At 56.7% G+C, this 22,312-nt stretch carries 22 protein-coding genes; 14 read left to right on the top strand and 8 right to left on the bottom strand.

Annotated features, from left to right (window positions below):
• Positions 1-7 precede the first annotated feature (7 nt).
• Complete coding sequence (locus tag E5C26_RS00370; protein WP_135314590.1) at positions 8-1,996, bottom strand: autotransporter outer membrane beta-barrel domain-containing protein; 1,989 nt, start codon at positions 1,994-1,996, stop codon at positions 8-10.
• A gap of 198 nt (positions 1,997-2,194) precedes the next feature.
• On the opposite strand from E5C26_RS00370, the gene E5C26_RS00365 reads away from it, so the two are divergent.
• The 8 genes from E5C26_RS00365 (at position 2,195) to ghrB (ending at position 9,626) form a co-directional block, all read left to right on the top strand.
• The gene (locus E5C26_RS00365; RefSeq protein ID WP_135314589.1) at positions 2,195-2,758 is read left to right on the top strand and encodes a DNA-3-methyladenine glycosylase I; all 564 of its coding nucleotides are present in this window, start codon (positions 2,195-2,197) and stop codon (positions 2,756-2,758) included.
• Positions 2,734-3,192: an N-acetyltransferase gene (locus tag E5C26_RS00360; protein ID WP_135314746.1), complete on the top strand. Its 459-nt coding sequence runs from the start codon at positions 2,734-2,736 to the stop codon at positions 3,190-3,192. Before E5C26_RS00365 ends, E5C26_RS00360 begins: the two co-directional genes overlap by 25 nt.
• Positions 3,193-3,459: 267 nt before the next feature.
• Positions 3,460-4,122, top strand: coding sequence for an OmpA family lipoprotein (locus tag E5C26_RS00355; RefSeq protein WP_135314588.1), 663 nt, complete (start codon positions 3,460-3,462; stop codon positions 4,120-4,122).
• Between the two features lie 137 nt (positions 4,123-4,259).
• Positions 4,260-5,276 (top strand): LacI family DNA-binding transcriptional regulator, encoded by a 1,017-nt coding sequence (locus E5C26_RS00350; RefSeq protein ID WP_135314745.1) that lies wholly within the window; start codon positions 4,260-4,262, stop codon positions 5,274-5,276.
• Between the two features lie 183 nt (positions 5,277-5,459).
• The gene (locus tag E5C26_RS00345; protein ID WP_135314587.1) at positions 5,460-6,212 is read left to right on the top strand and encodes a sugar phosphate isomerase/epimerase family protein; all 753 of its coding nucleotides are present in this window, start codon (positions 5,460-5,462) and stop codon (positions 6,210-6,212) included.
• Between the two features lie 6 nt (positions 6,213-6,218).
• On the top strand, positions 6,219-7,178 hold the full coding sequence (locus E5C26_RS00340; protein WP_135314586.1) for a sugar kinase: 960 nt from the start codon (positions 6,219-6,221) through the stop codon (positions 7,176-7,178).
• A 97-nt stretch (positions 7,179-7,275) separates the two neighbouring features.
• Positions 7,276-8,544: an MFS transporter gene (locus E5C26_RS00335; RefSeq protein WP_017891160.1), complete on the top strand. Its 1,269-nt coding sequence runs from the start codon at positions 7,276-7,278 to the stop codon at positions 8,542-8,544.
• A gap of 104 nt (positions 8,545-8,648) precedes the next feature.
• Positions 8,649-9,626, top strand: coding sequence for a glyoxylate/hydroxypyruvate reductase GhrB (gene ghrB, locus E5C26_RS00330; protein WP_135314585.1), 978 nt, complete (start codon positions 8,649-8,651; stop codon positions 9,624-9,626).
• Positions 9,627-9,670: 44 nt separating this feature from the next.
• On the opposite strand, the gene E5C26_RS00325 is transcribed toward ghrB, so the two are convergent.
• Together E5C26_RS00325 and E5C26_RS00320 are read right to left on the bottom strand one after the other, a co-directional pair.
• Positions 9,671-9,958 carry a type II toxin-antitoxin system RelE/ParE family toxin gene (locus E5C26_RS00325; RefSeq protein WP_135314584.1) on the bottom strand — a complete coding sequence of 96 codons (288 nt, stop codon included), beginning with the start codon at positions 9,956-9,958 and terminating at the stop codon, positions 9,671-9,673.
• A complete protein-coding gene (locus E5C26_RS00320) occupies positions 9,948-10,196 on the bottom strand; it encodes a CopG family ribbon-helix-helix protein (RefSeq protein ID WP_135314583.1) in 249 nt (82 codons plus the stop codon). The genes E5C26_RS00325 and E5C26_RS00320 overlap by 11 nt, the downstream gene beginning before the upstream one ends.
• Positions 10,197-10,384: 188 nt before the next feature.
• On the opposite strand from E5C26_RS00320, the gene E5C26_RS00315 reads away from it, so the two are divergent.
• Positions 10,385-12,451: an alpha-amylase gene (locus E5C26_RS00315; RefSeq protein ID WP_135314582.1), complete on the top strand. Its 2,067-nt coding sequence runs from the start codon at positions 10,385-10,387 to the stop codon at positions 12,449-12,451.
• Positions 12,452-12,585: 134 nt separating this feature from the next.
• Complete coding sequence (locus tag E5C26_RS00310; protein WP_017891156.1) at positions 12,586-13,839, top strand: valine--pyruvate transaminase; 1,254 nt, start codon at positions 12,586-12,588, stop codon at positions 13,837-13,839.
• A 54-nt stretch (positions 13,840-13,893) separates the two neighbouring features.
• On the opposite strand, the gene E5C26_RS00305 is transcribed toward E5C26_RS00310, so the two are convergent.
• The 3 genes from E5C26_RS00305 to ibpA all read right to left on the bottom strand — a co-directional run bounded on the left by E5C26_RS00305 (position 13,894) and on the right by ibpA (position 16,671).
• On the bottom strand, positions 13,894-15,552 hold the full coding sequence (locus E5C26_RS00305; RefSeq protein ID WP_135314581.1) for a putative transporter: 1,659 nt from the start codon (positions 15,550-15,552) through the stop codon (positions 13,894-13,896).
• Between the two features lie 167 nt (positions 15,553-15,719).
• Positions 15,720-16,148 (bottom strand): small heat shock chaperone IbpB, encoded by a 429-nt coding sequence (ibpB, locus tag E5C26_RS00300; protein ID WP_135314580.1) that lies wholly within the window; start codon positions 16,146-16,148, stop codon positions 15,720-15,722.
• A gap of 109 nt (positions 16,149-16,257) precedes the next feature.
• Positions 16,258-16,671 (bottom strand): small heat shock chaperone IbpA, encoded by a 414-nt coding sequence (gene ibpA, locus E5C26_RS00295; RefSeq protein WP_004950577.1) that lies wholly within the window; start codon positions 16,669-16,671, stop codon positions 16,258-16,260.
• 305 nt (positions 16,672-16,976) lie between these two features.
• Here ibpA and E5C26_RS00290 point away from each other — a divergent pair, with 305 nt between their 5' ends.
• Positions 16,977-17,321 carry a YceK/YidQ family lipoprotein gene (locus E5C26_RS00290; RefSeq protein WP_135314579.1) on the top strand — a complete coding sequence of 115 codons (345 nt, stop codon included), beginning with the start codon at positions 16,977-16,979 and terminating at the stop codon, positions 17,319-17,321.
• A gap of 33 nt (positions 17,322-17,354) precedes the next feature.
• On the opposite strand, the gene E5C26_RS00285 is transcribed toward E5C26_RS00290, so the two are convergent.
• Entirely contained in the window at positions 17,355-18,635 is a 1,281-nt protein-coding gene (locus E5C26_RS00285; protein WP_135314578.1) for a DUF3748 domain-containing protein, read from the bottom strand.
• Positions 18,636-18,841: 206 nt separating this feature from the next.
• On the opposite strand from E5C26_RS00285, the gene E5C26_RS00280 reads away from it, so the two are divergent.
• From E5C26_RS00280 to E5C26_RS00270, 3 genes are read left to right on the top strand one after another with little or no spacing between them, the layout of a single operon-like run.
• Positions 18,842-19,447, top strand: a complete 606-nt coding sequence (locus tag E5C26_RS00280; protein WP_135314577.1) for a helix-turn-helix transcriptional regulator — start codon at positions 18,842-18,844, stop codon at positions 19,445-19,447.
• Entirely contained in the window at positions 19,444-20,412 is a 969-nt protein-coding gene (locus E5C26_RS00275) for a threonine/serine dehydratase (protein ID WP_135314576.1), read from the top strand. Before E5C26_RS00280 ends, E5C26_RS00275 begins: the two co-directional genes overlap by 4 nt.
• Entirely contained in the window at positions 20,399-21,340 is a 942-nt protein-coding gene (locus E5C26_RS00270; protein WP_135314575.1) for an ornithine cyclodeaminase family protein, read from the top strand. The genes E5C26_RS00275 and E5C26_RS00270 overlap by 14 nt, the downstream gene beginning before the upstream one ends.
• Positions 21,341-21,385: 45 nt before the next feature.
• Here the strand turns inward: E5C26_RS00270 and yidA are convergent, their stop codons facing one another.
• Positions 21,386-22,201 (bottom strand): sugar-phosphatase, encoded by an 816-nt coding sequence (yidA, locus tag E5C26_RS00265; protein ID WP_135314574.1) that lies wholly within the window; start codon positions 22,199-22,201, stop codon positions 21,386-21,388.
• Positions 22,202-22,312: the final 111 nt, after the last annotated feature.

Raw genomic sequence — 22,312 nt, 5'->3', positions numbered from 1 at the left:
TAACTGCTCAAAATCGCGCACTGACGCCGACGTTATACATAAACTGTTCGCCGCTGCTCAGGCCGCCGGTCTGCGAAACGGTGGCGAACGCGGCCACCTGATCGGTCAGCGGCATGTTCGCTCCCAGGGTCACATCCACCCAGTTTTTATCCTGATTGGCGCTGTCGCGGGTAAAAGAGGTCTGGGTGGACTTCAGCCCGCCGCCTGCCCGATAGACATCATCGCCAAACTGATGCTGATAACTCACCTCGGCGTACGGATTAAACAGGCCGAAATTGCTGTCTAACCGCCAGCCCAGCGCACCAATCTGCGAATGGTAGTTCTGATCATTGAACCGCATGGCGGTGCTGTCGTTGCCATCCTCGCTGTAACCGGAGACGTTACTGTAATCCCAGGCGAACTGAGCCATTGGGCCGGTGGTCAGGTAAGAAGTGATAGGGAAGTCATAACCGGCGGTGACCCGTGCGCCCCACTGCTTGCCATCGGTGCTGCCGGTTTCGGTGCGGGTTAACGACCCTAGCTGCATGCTGCGGCGAATATCATCGTAATCCATTGTCGCGTAGTGCAGATCGGCATTCACCCAACCGTGCTCAAACACATCCAGGGCAGTAAAGGCTGAGAACAGCAGGCCGCGCGCCTTGTACTCATAGCGGCTGGAAGGCTGCTGATCGTCATTGGAACCGGAAATCAACGCGCCAATTAACCAGCCGTCGGTCAATTGGTAATCAACCCCGACGGTCAGATTATGGGTGGTGGCGTTGCCGTCACCTGCCGCCAGATTGGAAGAATAGTCATAGTGTTGTCCGGCATAACCGCCGAACACGCCCAGCGCCCCTTGCGGGTTTTCGCCATTGCGTAACTGCTGGAAACGGCTGTCGAGGGTAGCGCGGCTGTCACGTGCCATGGCCGCCGTCGCCTGATTCAGCGCCACCACCTGCGCCGGGCCGTCCAGCACCGCCTGAATGTAATCGGCAATCAGTTGATGCGCCTGCGGGCTGGGGTGGAAATGATCGGCAAACAGGTAGGATTGGCTGCTGTCGAACCCCGGCATGGCGGAACTGCACACCGCGGAAGAAACGCCTGGCGGGCAGGCCATACCGGCGGTATTGGTAAAACCAAACTGCGCCGGATTGGCGATGGCTTCGCTAAACAGCTTGTTTACGTCAACCCGAACGATATTGCCGCCGCCCTGTGCCAGCAGGCGGTCTTCGCTTTGGTTATAAAAATCGGTCAGTTGCCCGGCCTGCGCACTCAGGCTGTCAAAGGCGGCAATCAGCTGTGCGGCAATCGCCTGCTGCACCTGCGGGATGGCACTGCCCTGCGCCGCAGCGGCCGTCAGCGCCTGGTGAATGGCCTGAGTTCGCGAGTCATTGTCCGGTGTCGCCAGCGAATTAAGGGTGGCGTAGGCCGCCTGCACTGCCGCGTTTTGCACCGGAGTCAGCGCCTGCTGGATAATCAGCTCCATCAGTTGCGGCGTAGAGCCAATATTCGGCACCGTCGGAACGATCACCGTACCGGCGCCGGCATTTAACAACGAGTGAACCTGCGCGGCGGCGGCTGCCGCGCTGTTGTAGGCCACACCCGGCGCAGTCGTCGGATTTAACGCCGCCGCCGCCAGGTCATTGCCACCAATCCAGTGGATATACAGGCCATCACCATCGGCCCGGCCATTGACCCGATTGAGATAGCTTTGCACCTGATCCTGTGTGTTATCCGCCGGGTTAAGCGCCGGCACCGCCACGCCACCACCGGCGGCATAGTTGTCACCGCCGTTATCCGAGGCCACCAACGCAGCACCGATACGTTGCGCCAGCACTTCGTCGTATAACAGGTGTTTATTGCTGTCGTAGGTAAAGCGGCCATTGTTGCCGGTGTCGCTTAGGCTGTCGCCAAACACATAGAGTTGGTCATAGGCCAGCACCGGGGTCGTCATACTGCATAATATCGCCACTGCAAGCACCGCCGGGCGGGGCATACGAGTTATTTTTAGAGGCATGAACAGACTCCTGAGAGCCAAGCAAATGAAGGAAAATACATTTTTATCATTGGCCTTTTTGGCTACCGGCCATCTAGTAAATATTGCTGGCTTTTTCGCCACGTCAAGCCGGTTGTTGATAAAACAATCAGGGGCTTGCCAAGTTCGCCACTTCGGGCGATGCTTACTGTAAATAAACACAGCACAAGGACAGTCAGTATGGTCAACGAACGTTGCGGCTGGGTAACAGCGGATCCGTTATATCTCGAGTATCACGACAAGGAATGGGGCGCACCGACCACCGATGCGCATGAACTGTTCGAAATGCTGTGCCTGGAAGGGCAACAGGCCGGGCTTTCCTGGATCACCGTGCTGAAAAAGCGTGAAAATTACCGCCGCGCCTTCCACAATTTCAACCCGCAGCGGGTGGCGGCCATCAGCGAACAAGAGGTGGAAACCTTGCTGCAGGACAGCGGTATCATCCGCCATCGGGGCAAAATCGAAGCCATCATCGCCAACGCCAGGGCCTATCTGGCGATGGAGGCGGCTGGAGAAGACTTCGTCAGCTTTATCTGGGCGTTTGTCGACGGCGAACCGCTGCTCAACCGTTGGCAACAACTGAGCGAGGTTCCGGCAAAAACCGAACGCTCGGACGCCATGTCCAAAGCGCTGAAAAAGCGCGGCTTCAAATTCATCGGTTCCACCACTTGTTACGCCTTTATGCAGGCCAGCGGGCTGGTGAACGATCATCTGACAGGCTGCCTCTGCTACCCAAAGCCATAGCGATCCGCCCTTGCTATCCGGACGATCTGCCGCGACTGATGGCCCTGTGGCTGCCCAGCACTATCGCCGCCCATCCGTTCGTGAAGGAAAGCTACTGGCTGGAAAGCGCCACCCTGGTGCAGGAAAACTACCTGCCGCGCGCGCACAGTTGGGCGTATTGGCATGAAGGGGAAATCGCCGGATTTATCAGCGTGTTGGATCAACGCTTTATTGGCGCGCTGTTTGTTGACCAGGCGTTTCACGGCCGTGGCGTCGCCCAAGCGCTGATGGCGTATGTGCAACAGCGCTATCCTCGGCTAAGTCTGGAGGTCTATCAGCAAAACCTGCGGGCCTGCGCGTTCTACCATAAGCAGGGTTTTCACGTCACACAGCGTTTGTTTAATGAAGAAACTCAAGCCCATACGTTGATCATGAACTGGGCCGCCAGCGTTTGATTTTTGTCACTTCTGGCTAAAAACAGCGCACTCCGCACTGGGGTGCGTTCAATTCAGAATCCGCTGCATGGTATTCCCCTTCGTTTTGCCGGATAACAGGCGCAGCCCGTGAGCCGCTTATAATTTGTCACGTTTTTTTCCGGAACTGCCGGAGGAGATTCGCGTCATAGTAGCGCCGCAATCTGGCGTGCCAGGCGGCCAACGGTTTTTTAGCGTCCCCGAGATTGGACTGACGCACACAGATTTTGATGCCACAAAGGAAAAAACATGAATAAACGCATTGCGATTATTGCCGGCGCGGTGAGCCTTGCGCTCACGCTGTCAGCCTGTACCACCAACCCGTACACCGGGGAATCTGAAGCTGGGAAATCCGGCATTGGCGCAGGGATCGGCGCGGCATTGGGCGCAGGCGTCGGCATGCTGTCCTCATCGAAAAAAGACCGCGGCAAAGGCGCACTGATCGGTGCCGCTGCCGGTGCCGCATTGGGCGGCGGTGCCGGTTATTACATGGACGTGCAGGAAGCCAAACTGCGCGACAAAATGAAAGGTACCGGCGTTAGCGTGACCCGTCAAGGCGACAATATCGTGCTGAACATGCCAAATAACGTCACCTTCGACAGCAGCAGCGCTACCCTGAAACCGGCGGGTGCCAATACCCTGACCGGCGTAGCCATGGTGCTTAAGGAATACCCGAAAACGGCAGTTAACATCATCGGCTACACCGACAGCACCGGTTCCCGTGCGCTGAACATGACCCTGTCGCAGCAACGTGCCGACGGCGTTGGCAGCGCGCTGATCACCCAGGGCGTAGCAGCCAACCGCATCCGCACCTCAGGTGCCGGTCCGGATAACCCGATCGCCTCCAACAGCACCACAGAAGGCAAGGCGCAAAACCGCCGCGTTGAGATCACCCTCAGCCCGCTGCAGTAATCCCGTGCGGGGCGCTCTGCCCCGCCACTTCCTATCCCACGGCGCTCCGCCATTGGGCATTCCGGCTCTGCGCCGGGTGTGTTAGTCTCCTTGGCAATTAACCACAGGGGAGATCGGCTGTGAGCAGTGTTAAGGCAATGCGCGCCTCGGGGCGGGCCACCATCAGCGATGTGGCGAAAACCGCCAAGACCGGTAAAACCAGCGTATCGCGCTATCTCAATGGTGAGCAGCACCTGCTTTCTGACGATCTCAAACAGCGCATCGAACAGGCAATCCACCAGCTCGACTATCGCCCCAGCCAGATGGCACGCAGCCTGAAGGGCGGCCAAACGCGGCTGATTGGCCTGATCATCGCCGATATCACCAATCCCTACTCGGTGGATGTGATGCGCGGTATCGAAGCGGCCTGCCGCCAGCACGGTTTTACTCTGTTGGTGTGTAACACCAATAACGAGGTCAATCAGGAACAACACTACCTGCAGCTGCTCAGCAGTTACCGGGTAGAAGGCATCGTGGTCAACGCCGTCGGTATGCGCGAAGAGGCGCTGTCGACCCTGCAACAATCGATGTTACCTATGGTGCTGATTGACCGCAAAATTTCTGATTTCGCCTGCGATGTGGTGGGCCTCAACAATCACGAAGCGGCAACCGTCGCCACGGAACACCTGCTGCAACAGGGTTTCGAAGCCATTTTGTTTCTCAGCGAGCCGATCGGTACGGTCAATACCCGGCTGGAAAGGCTGCACGCCTTTAACCAGACCATGGCGCAACATGCCGGACTGTTGGCCGAACAGGCCGAAACGCCGCTTAACGACGTTAAACAGCTGGAAGGCGTGATCCGCGACTTTAACGCCCGCCATCGCGGTATGCGCAAGGCGGTTATTTCCGCTAATGGTGCCCTGACGCTACAGGTGGCACGCGCCATGCGCCGCTTGGGTATCCAATGGGGCAGCGATATCGGCCTGCTGGGCTTTGACGAACTGGAATGGGCCGAACTGGCCGGGGTGGGCATCACCACTCTGAAGCAACCTACCTATCAAATGGGCCATGCGGCGCTGGAACTGTTGGTGCAACGCATTCAGGGCCTGAATACCCCCATCAGCGAACAGATGTTCCCCGGTGAACTGATCGTACGCGGCTCCACCACCCGATAATCTCATCCCTTTTCCGCAGGGGCGCGGCCCGTGACGCCCCTTCATCGCATCGTCCAGACTATTTTTTGCTCAGGTTCGTGATTGCGATCATATTTTTACACTCTGTCGCTTTCGCCTGGAACCGGTACCATTTAACGTGTGGTTAACAGCATCGGTGGGACTGACACCACCTCAGGAGCAAAAATGACCAGAGAAATTATCATAGTGACCGGCGCCTACGGCACCGATACCGTCCAGCAGCTCGGTGGCCAGGCCGCTTTACTGCCGATCATCGCCGCTGCAGGTGCCGACGGCGTTGAAATCCGCCGCGAACTGTTTTCTGCTCAGGATCTACAGACCCTGCCGGCTCTGGCTCAGGCCATCGAACAGCAGCATCTGTTTGCCGTTTACTCCGCACCTGAAGCCCTGTTTACCCCACAGCATACTCTGAACCCCAACCTGGCGGCTCTGCTGGCGGAAGCCCAGACGCTGAACGCACGCCAGTTAAAATTATCCCTGGGCCATTATCAGCCGGGCTTTGATTTTACCGAACTGAAAGTGGCACTGGAGCAGCATCCGGTCAACCTGGTGGTGGAAAATGACCAGACCCCGGACTGCGGCATTCTGTCACTGCTGAATGCCTTTTTCCATGCGGCGGAAGATAACCGTCTGCCGGTCAGCATGACTTTCGATATGGCCAACTGGCACTGGGTCGGGCAAGACGCCTTCGCCGCTGCCGAGCGTCTGGCTCGCCACGTCAGCTATGTGCACGTCAAGGCGGCCACCCATGGCCTGCGCGGTTGGCGCGCCGTGGCGCTCGACGACAGTGACGGCCGCTGGCGTGAGTTGCTGACCCGCCTGCCGCAGGATGTACCACGCGGTATTGAATTCCCATTGCAGGGCGACAGTCTGGAAGACGTAACCCGCTACTACGTTAACCTGTTACGCGCGGAGTAAAACATCATGACAACGCTGACAGCAGCGCATAGCGCACCCCTGGATGTCGTCACCCTGGGTGAAGCCATGGCCATGTTCGTGGCAAGCCAAACCGGCGACATGGCGGAAGTAGAAACCTTCACCAAACGCATTGCCGGTGCCGAGCTGAACGTGGCGATCGGCCTGGCACGTCTGGGCCTGAACGTCGGCTGGGTCAGCCGCGTCGGCAATGACAGTTTCGGCCGTTTCACCCTGCAACAATTGAAAAAAGAAGGTATTAACGCCCAGCAGGTCACGGTAGACGGCAATTATCCGACCGGTTTTCAGATCAAATCGAAAACCACGGATGGTACCGATCCCAAAGTGGAGTATTTCCGCAAGGGTTCGGCGGCCAGTCATCTTTCTGTGGACGATTTCAACCGCGATTACTTCGGTTCCGCGCGCCATCTGCACCTGAGCGGCGTAGCGGCAGCCCTGTCCGGTCAGTCGCTGGCGCTGTGTCACCATGCCGCGCGTGAGATGCGGGCAATGGGCAAAACCATTTCGTTCGACCCTAATTTACGACCGGTGCTGTGGTCCAGCCAACAGGTGATGATCGAACAGCTCAATAAGCTGGCGTTTGCCGCCGACTGGGTGCTGCCGGGGCTGAAAGAAGGACAAATCCTCACCGGCCAATCAACGCCGGAAGGCATTGCCGATTTTTACCTGGAGCGCGGCGTACAGGCGGTGATTATCAAAACCGGTCCGGACGGCGCCTGGTTTAAAACCGCCGCCGGCGATCAGGCGGCCGTAGCGGCCATCAAAGTCGACAACGTGGTGGACACCGTGGGGGCAGGTGACGGTTTTGCCGTCGGCACCCTTAGCGCTCTGCTGGAAGGCAAAACGCTGAAACAGGCGGTTCAACGCGGTAACAAAATCGGCTCGCTGGCGATCCAGGCCATCGGCGATAGCGAAGGCTTGCCGACCCGCGCGGCACTGGCTGAATAAATATAACAAACATAATCGGTTAACCGACTTCTCCACACGACGTGTACCTCTGGCCCTACAACCAGGACGCGTTGGGAGAACACTGAGGAATCTGAACATGAACAAAGCGACTATCGCGGCTAAACGCTGGTGGTACATCATGCCCATCGTGTTTATCACCTACAGCCTGGCCTATCTCGACCGAGCCAACTTCAGCTTTGCTTCGGCTGCCGGTATCAATGACGATCTGGGCATCACCAAGGGCATGTCCTCGCTGTTGGGGGCGCTGTTTTTCCTCGGCTATTTCTTTTTCCAGATCCCCGGCGCTATTTATGCCGAACGCCGCAGCGTTAAAAAACTGATTTTCTGGTGCCTGATCCTGTGGGGGGCCTGCGCCTCACTGACCGGCATGGTCAGTAATATCCCCATGCTGGCCGCTATCCGCTTTATCCTCGGCGTGGTGGAAGCCGCAGTAATGCCGGCGATGCTGATTTACATCAGCAACTGGTTCACCAAATCAGAACGCTCACGCGCCAATACCTTCCTGATCCTTGGCAACCCGGTGACAGTGCTGTGGATGTCGGTGGTTTCCGGCTACCTGATCCACGCCTACGGCTGGCGTGAAATGTTCATCTTTGAGGGCATTCCGGCGGTGATCTGGGCCTTCTGCTGGTGGGTGCTGGCCAAAGACAAGCCCGCCCAGGCCAAATGGCTGAGCGACAATGAAAAGCAGGCGTTGCAACAACAGCTGGAAGAAGAACAAAAAGGCATTAAAGCGGTGCGTAACTATGGTGAAGCCTTCCGCTCACGCAACGTTATTCTGCTGTGCGCACAGTACTTTGCCTGGAGTATTGGCGTGTATGGCTTCGTGCTGTGGTTGCCTTCCATCCTGCGCAGTGGCATGCAAATGGGCATGGTGGAAGCCGGCTGGCTGTCGGCGGTGCCTTATCTGGCGGCGACTATCGCCATGATCCTGGTGTCCTGGGCCTCCGACAAAATGCAAAACCGTAAGCTGTTCGTCTGGCCACTGTTGTTGATTGGCGCGCTGGCTTTCTTCGGCTCTTACGCCGTCGGTGCCAATCATTTCTGGGTCTCTTACACCCTGCTGGTGATTGCCGGTGCCGCCATGTATGCCCCTTATGGACCGTTCTTCGCCATCATTCCTGAAATGCTGCCGAAAAACGTTGCCGGCGGCGCCATGGCACTGATCAACAGCATGGGTGCCCTGGGCTCGTTCTTTGGCTCCTGGTTTGTCGGTTACCTGAACGGCGCTACCGGTAGCCCGGCGGCCTCTTATATGTTTATGGCCATTGCCCTGCTGGCAGCGGTGGTGCTGACGCTGGTAGTCAAGCCCGCTCGCAACGAGGCCCAGCCACAACTGGCCTGATCGACCTGAATGACCAGGGTGACGGGCGCTGCGCCCTTCACCCTTTTTGCATTATGTTATGTTGGATCCCCAACGTCCTAATCGTTAGCTTGCTGGAGTTCGTGATGAAGCCTTCTATTGTTCTATACAAAAACATCCCTGCCGACCTGCGTGAACGACTGGAACAGCACTTCACCGTGCACGCCTTCGACGGTCTGACCCCGGATAACCGCGACGAGCTGCGCCAGGCGTTGCAACAGGCGGAAGGGATCATCGGTTCCGGCGGCAAAATTGATGAGGCTTTCCTGCAGCAGGCGCCAAAACTGCGCGCGGCCTCAACCATTTCCGTCGGCTACGACAATTTCGACGTCGACGCGCTGAATGCCCATAACGTGCTGCTGATGCATACCCCTACCGTGCTGACCGAAACCGTCGCCGATACCATCATGAGTCTGGTGCTGGCGACCGCTCGCCGGGTGGTTGAAGTCGCCGAACGGGTCAAGGCCGGCGAATGGCAGGGCAGTATCGGGGCGGACTGGTTTGGCGTCGATGTGCACCATAAAACCATTGGCATCCTCGGGATGGGGCGGATCGGGCTGGCGCTGGCGCAACGTGCGCACTTCGGTTTCGGCATGCCGGTGCTGTATAACGCCCGCCGCACGCACGAAGAGGCGGAACAACGTTTTAACGCCCGCCGCTGTGACCTGGATACCCTATTGGCTGAGTCAGATTTCATCTGCATTACGCTGCCGCTGACCGATGAAACCTTCCATATGATCAGCCGTGAGCAACTGGCGAAGATGAAAAAGAGCGGCATTTTGATCAACGCCGGTCGTGGCCCGGTGGTGGATGAAGCGGCACTGATTGAAGCACTGCAGAACGGCACCATTCACGCTGCCGGGCTGGACGTGTTCGAAAAAGAACCGTTGGACGTATCTTCACCTTTGCTGAAGCTGCCAAACGTAGTGGCGCTGCCGCATATCGGTTCTGCCACCCATGAGACCCGCTATGGCATGGCCGAATGCGCCGTCGACAACCTGATTGCCGCACTGACCGGCACGGTCAAAGAAAACTGCGTGAATCCGCAACTGCTGAAGAAATAACTTTCATGGATGCCAGTGAATTAAAAACTGGCATCCATTCAAAATTACCAAGATTTTTTCGGCGGGTGTCGCCGCATATGGAATACCCGAAGGATATGTATTTCATTATTTTTGATTCTGTAGGGGATCAGATAAGGAAAGGTTTTCATCACGATTTCCCGAGTTCCCATCACCCTGCCGGCCCTGCCCAAAGCCGGATTTGTCACGAGCAAGTTTACCAATCGAAAAACCTCCCTGGCGAATTGGGTCGCAACCTGAGGACTCTCTTGATAAAACCAATCGTACGCATCATCAAAATTGCTTGCGGCTTTCCTTAGCCATTTAATTTTCATCGTTATTCATCACCCCCATCCTCTTGAAGCGAGCCTGCATTTCGTCGTCAGAAACAAAATCCCCCTTTTCCGCTTCGATGATTGCCTGTTGAGTTTCAGCAATCTGCCAGGCTTCACGGCTGATAAAATCCCGAATAGCCTGCCCTGCCAGAAAGGATTTTGTTCTGCCGGTCGCCTTAGCCAAGGCTTCAAGCTGCTCACTGAGATCTTCCGGTAATCGAACGGACATCACGCTCATAGGTCACCTCACACTACAATGTATACATTGTAATATAGATTAAAAAAGCATCGGGTGACAGCCTGGGTTCTCCCCCTGCCATCTCCTCCCGGAAAATTATCTGTTGGGATGAGGCGACTTTTTCATCATTTGTCACACTGGGCATTACCCTACAAGAAAAACGCTTCCTGCCACGCGTAAGGAGAGCCATGAAACGCCTGACCCTTCCCCTGCTGATGCTGCTGTCACCGGCGGCCATGGCGAGCTGGACGCTGCAAAGCTTCCCGGCCTTTGACGAGTCCGCCAGCGGCTTGTTCACCAGCCACGCCACCTTGCCCAAGGGCGAACTGCCGTTGAAGATTTACCAGGACCAACAGTGTTGGCAGCCGACCACCACGGCCAAACTGAATCAAGCCCTGTCGCTGCAACCTTGCGGCGATAACCCACCGGTTAACTGGCGGTTGTTCCGCGCCGGCGAGTATCAGGTACGCATCGACACCCGCAGCGGTACGCCGACGTTGCAGCTCAGCATGAAAACCGCACCGGAAACCGCTACCGCTACGGTAGTGCGCACCTGCCCACGCTGGAACGGCTTGCCGGTCACTCTTGACGTGGCGGCAACCTTTGCCGACGGCGAAAGGGTGCGTGATTTCTATTCAGGCCAAACGGTCGAGGTTAGCCAGGGGAAAGTCACCCTGCAACCGGCCGCAGGCAGCGGAGGATTACTGTTACTGGAGTCGGCAAGCAGCGAGAAAGCCGCGCCGTTCAACTGGCACAACGCCACGGTCTACTTCGCCCTCACCGATCGCTTTGAGAACGGCAACCCGGCCAACGACCACAGCTACGGTCGCCGCAGTGACGGTATGCAGGAAATAGGCACCTTCCACGGCGGTGATTTGGCCGGCCTGACGCAAAAGCTCGATTATCTGCAACAGCTCGGCGTCAATGCGCTGTGGATCAGTTCGCCGCTGGAGCAGATCCACGGCTGGGTTGGCGGTGGCACCAAGGGCGACTTCCCGCATTACGCCTATCACGGTTACTACGCGATGGACTGGACCCGACTCGATGCCAACATGGGCAGCGAGCAAGATCTGCGCACGCTGGTCGAGCAAGCCCACCAGCGTGGTATCCGCATTCTGTTTGACGTGGTCGTCAATCACGCCGGTTATGCCACGCTAGCGGATATGCAGACCTTCCAGTTCGGCTCGCTGTATCTGAAAGGGGCGGAGATCGAAAAAACACTGGGTAAAAACTGGGGGGACTGGCGACCGGCGGCTGGCCAAAACTGGCATAGCTTCAATGATTACATCAACTTCAGCGATAAGGCCGGTTGGGATGCCTGGTGGGGCAAAAACTGGATCCGCACCGATATCGGCGACTATGACTCACCGGGCTACGACGACCTCACCATGTCGCTGGCCTTCCTCCCGGACATCAAAGCTGAAGCGCCCGGTGCCAGCGGTCTGCCGCTGTTTTATCGCCATAAACCCGACACCGCCGCGCGCGATATTCCCGGTGCCACAACCCGCGACTACCTGACTACCTGGCTCAGCCAATGGGTACACGATTACGGCATTGACGGCTTTCGCGTCGACACCGCCAAACACGTGGAGAAACCAACGCTGGCGCTGCTGAAACAGCGGGCCACGGCGGCGTTGGCCGAGTGGAAAGCTGCTCATCCGCAACAGGCGCTGGATAACGCCCCGTTCTGGATGACCGGTGAGGCCTGGGGACACGGCGTGATGAAAAGCGACTATTACCAGAACGGCTTCGACGCGATGATCAACTTTGATTTTCAGGATCAGGCCTCGCAGGCGCTGAGCTGTTTTTCCAACATCGACGCCACCTATCAACAAATGGCTGACAAGCTGCAGGATTTCAATGTGTTGAGCTATATCTCCTCGCACGATACCCGGCTGTTCTTCGCCAGTGACGCCAAGGGGTCGCTGCAGTTGCAACAACGCGCCGCCGATCTGCTGCTGCTGGCCCCCGGCGCGGTGCAGATTTACTACGGTGATGAAAGTGGCCGTCAGCTTGGCCCAAGCGGCTCGGACCCGTTGCAGGGCACCCGTTCCGATATGAACTGGAGCGAGCTTGAAGGCGACAAAGCCCCACTGCTGGCGCACTGGCAGCGGCTGGGTCAATTCCGCGCTCGCCACCCGGCAATAGGTGCAGGTAAACAACAGTCGCAACAAACGGCGCAATACTACGCCTTCAGCCGTCAGCTCGGTGACGATAAGGTGATGGTGGTGTGGGTCGGCGATCGGTCACATTAATTGAGATAAATATGCTGTGAAATAACCATCAGGTGAAGTTTACGCCTGATGGTTATTTTATGAACCGCATTGCGCCGGAAATTGTCAGGCGGTATGGTGGGCGATTACCTGCTAAAAACACTACAGCTGCACCTATGACTTTTTCACTTTTCGGCGACAAATTTACCCGTTACGCGGGCATTACCCGTTTGATGGATGACCTGAACGAAGGCCTGCGCACCCCCGGTGCCATCATGCTCGGCGGCGGCAATCCGGCGCAAATTCCAGAGATGGAAAGTTACTTCAAACAACTGTGCCAGGACATGCTCGACCAGGGCAAACTGACCGAGGCGCTGTGTAATTATGATGGCCCGCAGGGCAAAGACGCCCTGCTGAAAGCGCTGGCCAAATTGCTGCGCGACGAGCTGGGCTGGCAGATCTCGCCACAGAATATTGCACTGACAAATGGCAGTCAGAGCGCGTTTTTCTACTTGTTTAACCTGTTTGCCGGGCGCTATGCCGACGGCAGCCGTCGCCGCGTACTGTTCCCGCTGGCGCCGGAATATATCGGCTATGCCGATGCCGGGTTGGACGAAGGGCTGTTTGTCTCGGCCAAACCCAACATCGAACTGCTGCCGGAAGGCCAGTTCAAATATCACGTTGATTTCGAACACCTGAACATCGGTGATGATATCGGCATGATCTGCGTATCGCGCCCGACCAACCCGACCGGCAACGTGATCACCGACGAAGAGCTGATGAAGCTCGACCGGCTGGCACAGCAGCGCAATATTCCGCTGGTGATCGATAACGCCTATGGCGTGCCCTTCCCCGGCATTATCTTCAGCGACGCGACGCCGCTGTGGAACCCCAACATCATTTTGTGCATGAGCCTGTCGAAACTCGGCCTGCCCGGTTCGCGCTGCGGCATTGTGATCGCCGATGAAAAGACCATCAGCGCCCTGACCAATATGAACGGCATCATCAGCCTGTCACCGGGCAGCATGGGGCCGGCGATGGCAACGGAAATGATTGAACGCGGTGACCTGCTGCGGTTGTCCAACGAAGTGATCCGCCCGTTCTACAAACAGCGCGTCGAGCACACTATCGAGATCATTCGCCGCTACCTGTCACCGGAGCGCTGCCTTATTCATAAACCGGAAGGGGCGATTTTCCTCTGGCTGTGGTTCAAGGATCTGCCGATCACCACCGAGCTGCTTTATCAACGTTTGAAAAAACGTGGCGTGCTGATGGTGCCGGGCCACTACTTCTTCCCGGGGCTGGAGCATGAATGGCCGCATACCCATCAGTGCATGCGGATGAACTACGTGCCGGATCCGGAGAAGATTGAGCGTGGCGTGGCTATCCTGGCGGAAGAGATTGAACGCGCGCACCAGGAAGCGGGCTGATCGTTGAGACGGGGCGCACGAGTGTCGCCCCGTCGTTTTACATCGCCCAGTTTTTTACATCGCCCAGAACAAGACCGCCAGCAACTGCGGTGACATGATGCGCAGAAACATCGCCAAAGGATAAACCGTGGCGTAAGACAGCGCGGCAGCGCCGCTGGTCGGGTGCAGGCCATTAGCGAAGGCCAGCGCCGGCGGATCGGTCATTGACCCTGCCAGCATGCCCGACAGCGTCAGGTAGTTCATCTTGCCCACCGTCCGCGCCAGTACGCCCACGCTGAACAGAGGGATCGCCGTAATCAGCGCCCCATAGCCAATCCATGCCAGGCCTTCGCCATTAATCAGCGTATCGACAAAGTTGCCACCCGACTTCAACCCGACCACCGCCAGAAACAGCACGATCCCCAACTCACGCAACGCCAGATTGGCACTGGGCGGCATAAACCAGTACAGCTTGCCAATGCTGCCAATACGCCCAAGGATCAGTGCCGCCACCAGCGGGCCACCGGCCAGCCCCAGGCGCAATGCCGCCGGGAAACCCGGTATGAACAGCGGAACAGATCCCAACAGCACGCCCAGGCCGATACCGATAAACACCGGCAACATTTGCACCTGTTGCAGCTTCTGCTGGGCGTTGCCGACGATCGCCGCCACCGCTTCGATAGACTCAGGCCGCCCCACCAGGTTGAGGATGTCACCAAATTGCAGCGTCACATTGCTGCCGGCCACCAGTTCGACCCCAGCACGGTTGAGGCGCGAGATCACCACGTCGTATTTTTGCTTCAGGTTCAGATCGCGGATTTTGCTGCCCAACACCTTCTCATTGGTCACCACCGCTCTCACCACCTGCAGCTCTGTACCGCGCGTGGAAAGCGAGACGTCGACCTCTTCGCCAATCACCAGCCGGGCATTTTCCAGGCTTTCGCGCTTGCCCACCAGATGCAGGTAATCGCCCAGTTCCAGCCTCTCGAGCGGGGCCGGCACCATCAGCAAATCGCCGCGTTTCAGGCGAGAACAGATGATGTCCTCACCGTTCAACAAGGGGACACTTTTGATAGCCATTCCCTGCAGATTCGGGTTACGCACCGCCACGTTCATGGTGTGCAACAGTTCGCGCTGGTTACCCAGGCTGCTTTCAAACGCCTGCGCCTCTTGTTCGATATTAATGCGGAAAAACAGGCGTATCAGCCACATCACCAACAGAATGCCGCAGATGCCAAACGGATAGGCCATGGCGTAACCCATACCCATACGATCGACCAATGCCGGATCTGAACCCAAATCGGTAAGGATTTGCTGCCCGGCGCCGAGCGCAGGGGTATTGGTGACCGCCCCGGAAAACACGCCGAGAATGATTGGCAACGGCACGGCAAACAGCTTGTGAACCACCGCCGCGACCAGCCCACCGACCAGCACCAGTAAAATGGCAAAGCCGTTGAGCCGCAGCCCGGAGACCCGCAAGGAAGAGAAAAAACCCGGGCCGACCTGAATACCAATGGTGTACACGAACAGGATCAGGCCAAATTCCTGGATGAAGTGCAGCATGTCGCCGTTAAGATTGAGCTGCCAGCTCTGGGCGAAATGCCCAACGATAATGCCACCGAACAGCACCCCGCCGATGCCCAGCCCTACCCCATAGATTTTCCAGTTACCCATCCACAGCCCGAGAACGGCCACCAACGCCAACATACTGACGGTCAGGGCGATTTCGCTCATAGGTCACATCCTTGCCAGAAGTTTAACAACCGGTTTGCGGTTAAAGGCACACAATTAACAGGGATTCTGGCACAAGCGGGAAAGAGCGACTGTGGCTTGTGCCACAGAAAGCAAAGGGGGAAGCCCATAAGGACTTCCCCCTGAAAATTTAACTGTTTCTCAGTCGGTTATTTAGCTTCCAGCCCTGGCGTAGTGCCGATGGCAATCCGCTGCGGCTGCAGGGCTTCCGGCACCTGGCGCACCAGATCGATATGCAACAGGCCATTTTCAAACTGGGCCTCGGACACCTGCAAATGCTCAGCCAGCGTGAAGGTCAGTGTGAACTCTTTACACACCAGCCCCTGATGCAGATATTCCACCTGTTTTTCCGATGGCGTCGGCTTACCGCGCACGGTCAGGCGTGGGCCTTCGACTTCAATATCCAGTTCGCTTTGTTTGAAACCGGCCAGCGCCAGAGAAATGCGGTAGTGGTTATCGTCGCTTTTCTCGATGTTGTATGGCGGGAACCCTTGCGGCTCCTGGCCGCCCATTGAACTGGCCAATTTGTCAAAGCCGATCCACTGACGCAGTAGTGGGGATAAGTCGTAATTACGCATAGTATTAACTCCTTCTATGAAGCGAGATGAGGTTTAATCGCCCCCTGACGGCAGGCAAGTTAACTAACATTCATTGCACCGGCGGTTCATTCCGCCGATGAAATAAGAATTATTTAATTTCTATCCGGCGCGGTTTTAATGTTTCCGGCACGATACGTTCCATATCGATATACAACAGGCCGTTTTCCAACTTGGCACCTTTAATTTGGATATGCTCGGCCAACTGGAATTTACGTTCAAAGTTGCGCTCAGCAATACCTTGATATAAGTAGGTTCTTTCCGCTGGTTCGTTATTATGAGCACCGCGCACAATCAACAGGTTATCCTGGGTCGTGATCTCGAGTTCTTGCTCGGCAAACCCAGCCACCGCGATGGCGATGCGGTAATGATTTTCATCCACCAGCTCAACGTTATAAGGGGGATAGCCGCCATTACCCTGACTCTGGCCCGCCTCCAGCGCATTAAACAAGCGGTCAAAGCCAATCGCGGAACGGTAGAGTGGAGAAAGATCGAAATTACGCATAAAACAGCCTCCTAAGGCACTTCAGCGAGGTTTAATAATTAGGCCTTCCATCATGGACAGGCTAAATAATCAGAATTCCCTTACGGCGAATTCTTAATTTACTTCTGATAAGAAAATGGGGGTGGCTTTCACCATTTCAAGCGGCGATGATCAAAAAAATGATAATCAGTGCGGCGAAAGTTTTTTTATCCCTTACAATAAACTGAGACGGCCGCCACAGAGCGGGCTCTTGCTCCTTTTAAAACATCCACAAGATGTTATAGATCAGCAGATTTTTGGGGAACAGCACCCTGCAGGATGGAATAATGAAAACGATAAGAGTTATAGCAACCAGTTGCATGCTGTTAGCGACCAACGGCTGCTCCAGCGTGATGAGTCACACCGGCCCGAATCAGGGCTACTATCCGGGCACCCGTGCCAGCATGGATGTACTGAAGGACGACAATACCAGTTGGGCGATGATGCCACTGGTGGCGCTGGATCTGCCATTCTCGGCGGTGATGGACACGGTGTTACTGCCTTACGACTATATGCGCTCCGGCAGTGACGGTACCGCAGACTCGCCGAAAGCGCGCATCTTGCGTGGCGAAGAGCAGAATCTGGCCGCCAGCGGTGACCCTGCCCATGCCGCCACGGCAACCCCACATTAAGCAACGCTGATGCGGGCTGTTCGCCCGCCGTTACTACACCTCGGCCACAAAAATCTGGCTGAATCCACCGACCTCACGCATAAACGCCACTTTGCTGCCATCCGGTGAGAACACAATCGCGTCCCCCGAAGGCGGTAACGCCGTTCGCTGCGTCAGGCGTTGCATCCGTCCGCTGGCTACCTCGCATAACATCAGGCTGTTATCACACACCAGCGCAATACGACCGCCCTGTGGATGCCAACTGAACGCCGATTGAATACCTTGTTCACCCTGCGTGACCTGACGCGGATCGCCGCCGTTGGGTGAGACCACCCACAGCTGTACCACGCCCGCGTCATCCTTCATCAGGCAGGCAATCATACTGCCGTCGGGTGAGCTGCGTAGCCAGTGGCGGGGAGTGGTCGCCACACCGGGGAAACGTCGCTGGCCGGTAAAGGTCAGCCGACGTTGGCGTACCCCCAGCGGGGGGGCAGGTAAATGAGTGGCAGTGCCTTGCAACGGCCGGGCACCGGCTTTGGCGTAATCGGCGTCGTCCTGCGGCAGATCAACAATAAACACCTCAGGCAGCTTTTCACCGCTGCTGGAAATCGTATCGCCAATAAACGCCAGCGCCCAGCGCTGTTGCCGCCCATCAGGCCGGGTATAACCACCCTGGCCAACCCAGCCCTCTTCGTAGGCCCGATTAATTTGGTCGCTGCCCGGCTGCGGTTGTGGCGTGGTCTCGCTGACCAACACGCAGTAATGGCTGCCGTCATATTCACGCGGATGCTGCTTGGGAGGGTTCACACCCTGCAACGGCACAGCCACCCCCACGTTGCGCAGATCCAGCGCCGGGTCCAGCTCATGCATCACATGGTCATTATAAGTAAAGCTCAGGCGGCTGCCGTCCGGACTAAACACGTGCACGTGAGTGCCGCCGCGCAGTGCGCCAGGAGTATAGGGCGCAGTGATATCCATCGCATCGAGGGTAATGGCCAGTTCGCGATCCGGTTCGCTGACAATCACTCCGCGACGATGGTGAAAATCGTAATGCCAAACGCTATCAGGATGCTCCGGGCCGTGAATAAAAGCATAACGGGCCGGTGCATCCGGGCTGACGGTCACCACACCCACGTGAGCACCGTGTTGGGCACGGTACACCACTTCCACCACGCCGCTGTCGACGTTCACCCGTTCAATGCTCAGGCCGGTGAAAGAAGCGCCGCTCGGGCGTACGTCGTAAGCCAGCCACCGGCTGTCCGGCGTCCAGACGTTAATATTGGTTAGCTGATGCCCACGTGGATCAAAAGTCAGCTGTTTTTCCCGATGGCTCATGGCGGCTCCCCTGCTCATGCTGGCACTGAGCCGCCATCTTACCGGATCTTTCACATCACCGACCAACGGCAGATATCACATCTCACCATCAGATCTGGCTGGCTGACTATTTATTCGACCGCAAAAATACATCAGTCGAGAGAACGGGATTTACAATTTGGAAAATTAATTCTAAATTGGATTTTTAAATCTAAAAAAAGATCACCATGCTGAGTCGCTACCACGCCATCGCCGATGCCATAACGCTATTGTTTGCCCCTTACGCCGAAGTGGCACTGCACGATCTCGCCAGCCAGAAGCTGGTTTACATCAGCAATAACCGCTCGCAGCGTGAGCTGGGCGAAGACTCCAACCTAAGCGAGTTACAGGGCGACCAAGGCTTGCAGGTGATCGGCCCCTATCTGAAGCGCAATTGGGATGGCAGCCAACTGCGTTCTATCAGCGCAGTATTGCGCGACGATAACGGTGCCCCCATTGGCCTGTTGTGCATCAATCTTGATATCACCGTGCTGGAAAGCGCCAAAGCCGCGCTGGAAGTCTTCCTGGGTGGCAATGCCCTGCAACCACAACCGGACGTGCTGTTTCAGGACGACTGGCAGGAACGCATCAACACCTTCATTCACCAATGGTTGCAACAGCGCCAACAAACGCTCGGCACCCTTAACGGTGCGGGCAAGCGAGCCATGGTGGAGGCGCTCTATCACCAGGGGGCCTTCAAAGGAAAAAATGCCGCCGGCTACGTCGCCAAGATCCTCGGTATCGGCCGCGCCACCGTCTACAACTATCTGAAAAATATCAAGGAGTCTGTATGAGTCAGCTATTTGACGCGATTGTTTCCGCCCATCAGCAATTGCGCCCGCAGGTTCGCGTGACCCCGCTGGAACGCAGCGTACTGCTGTCACAGCAGTTGGGTTGCGAGCTGTATCTGAAGTGCGACCATCTGCAGCATACCGGCTCTTTCAAATTTCGCGGCGCCAGCAACAAACTGCGGCTGCTGACTGAGCAACAACGCAGCCGCGGGGTGATCGCCGCCTCGAGTGGCAATCACGGCCAGGCGGTCGCACTGGCAGGCAAACAGATGGGCGTCAGCGTGACGGTGTATGCCCCGGAAACGGCGGCTGCGATTAAACTGGAGACCATCCGTGCGCTGGGTGGCAAAGTGGAATTGATACCGGGCGATGCACTCAATGCCGAGCTGGCGGGAGAAAAAGCTGCCGTTGAACAAGGCAAAGTCTATATCTCACCCTATAACGACCCACAGGTAATTGCCGGTCAGGGCACCTGCGGCATGGAGTTGGTTGAGCAGCAAGCGGATTTGGATGCGGTGTTTGTTGCCGTGGGTGGTGGGGGTTATATTTCAGGAATTGGTACCGTTTTGCAGCAATTGTCGCCGAAAACCCAACTGATTGCCTGCTGGCCGGAAAATGCCACCAGCATGTACAGCGCACTGCAGGCAGGCCATATCTACCCGGTGGAAGAACAGGATACCTTGTCAGATGGTACCGCCGGTGGCGTTGAGCCGGATGCAATCACCTTCCCGCTGTGTCAGCAGGTGATTGACCGCAAAGTCTTGGTCAGTGAAGCGGAAATCAAACAGGCCATGCGCCAGATTGCCGCCAGCGATCGCTGGATCATTGAAGGTGCCGCCGGAGTGGCCTTGGCCGCTGCCATCAAACTGGCACCGGAATTCCACGGCAAAAAAGTGGCGGTGGTACTGTGTGGAAAAAACATTGTGCTGGAGAAATACCTCAAGGCAATCGCTGATGAAAATCCTTAATAAACAGCAGATCCTTGAAGCTTTCGATGCAGATGCCGTCACATTGTTGCTAAAACAGGGGTTTATTGCCTATTCCCAACAGCAGGTGCAACAACCGCCGGTGCAGCATTTTCTGTTTGAACAGGCGGCAGGTGACTGCTGTATTAAATCGGCCTGGCTGGAAGGGGACGAACAATTTGTCGTCAAGGTTTCCTCTGGCTTTTACCGTAATCCCACGCTGGGGCTGGCCAGTAATCAGGGGCTGATGATGGCCTTCTCGGCGCAAACCGGCGAACCGCAGGCATTATTACTGGATGAGGGTTGGTTAACTGCGTTACGTACCGCGCTGGCCGGGCGTATTGCCGCCGAGCTCTGTGCCCCGGCATCGATCCCGGCGATTGGCATTATCGGCTGCGGCATGCAGGCCAGACTGCAGTTACAACAGCTAAAATCCCTGACCGCCTGCCGTGAGGTTTGGGTGTGGGGCCGTAACGAAGAGGCTTTGCAAACCTACCAGCGCGATGTCGAAGCCGAAGGCTTCCGGGTGAATATCACCCAGGATGCCGCACAACTGGCGGCGCACTGTCGGTTGATAGTCACCACCACCCCGAGCCGCGAACCTATTCTACGAGCGGCAGATATCCAACCCGGCACCCACATCACCGCAGTCGGCGCTGACGCCCAGGGCAAACAGGAGCTGGCGGCCGATCTGGTGGCCAGGGCGGATGTGCTGTTAGTGGATGCTTTGGCACAATGTGCAGATTATGGCGAGATCGCCACCGCTTATCGGCAGGGTTTGCTTAAATCGACGCCGATCGTCGAATTGGGTACGGCATTAGCTCAGGGGATAAAAGTGCGCAGCGATGCTCAGCAAATCACCCTGGCCGATCTGACCGGGCTGGCAATTCAGGATGTACAGATTGTGAAGGGTATTTTGGCACGGATATAGAATGTTTTTAGGGGCGCGACTGCGCCCCTTTAATTCACAGTACTGTCAGGCATTCAGCACAAACTTCTCGATGGCGCGGGCTACACCGTCTTCGGTATTGGTGCTGGTAACAAACTGCGCTACCGCTTTCAGTTCCGGGATGGCATTGCCCATCGCCACGCCAACGCCGGCATACTCGATCATAGCGGTGTCATTGGCCTGATCACCCAGCGTCATTACATTTTCACGTGCAATACCGAGATGATCGGCCAGCATTTTCACCCCGGTCCCCTTATCTACTTTCTGGTGCAGAATCTCCAGGAAGTAAGGCGCGCTTTTCAGGATGGTGTAACGTTCCCGAGCTTCGACCGGGATGCGGGCAATGGCGCTATCCAGTAACTCTGGCTCGTCGATCATCATCAATTTCGGGAAACGAATCTCAGGATCCATCTCTTCCACGCTGCGGTACTTCAGCGGAATACCGGTCATCTCCGACTCATGCACGGTATATTTGCCGATATCCTTGTTTGGGGTATACAGCGTGTCAAAATCAAATGCCTGGTAATGGACGCCCAACTCGCGTGCCATCTGCTCGAAATAGAGATAATCCTCAAAACCCAGCGTTTCCTGCAGGATGCAGGCACCGTCTACCGCCTGTAAAACCAGTGCACCGTTATAGGTTATGCAGAAATCGCCAGGCCCCTGAATATCCAACTGCCGCAGATAGTCCTGCACGCCGACGTAGGGCCGTCCGGTGGCCAGTACCACATGTACCCCTTTGCGGCGTGCCTCGGTGATCGCCTGCTTTACCGCCGGCGTAATCTGGTGCTGCGGGTTGAGCAGTGTGCCGTCCATATCAATCGCAATCAGTTCAATCGCCATTCGAGCTTCTCCCAGTGGTTTTTTCCCATGCTAACGCGTTTCAGCCCACCGTGTCAGCGGCCAAAAGACATAAAAAAATCCGTGCGGGTTGCCCGGCACGGATTTTTATAA

Source organism: Serratia proteamaculans (genome assembly GCF_004684015.1).
Taxonomy (GTDB): domain Bacteria; phylum Pseudomonadota; class Gammaproteobacteria; order Enterobacterales; family Enterobacteriaceae; genus Serratia; species Serratia proteamaculans_F.
Note: the sequence above shows the minus strand (reverse complement) of the source record. Positions and strands in the feature narration are given on the sequence as shown.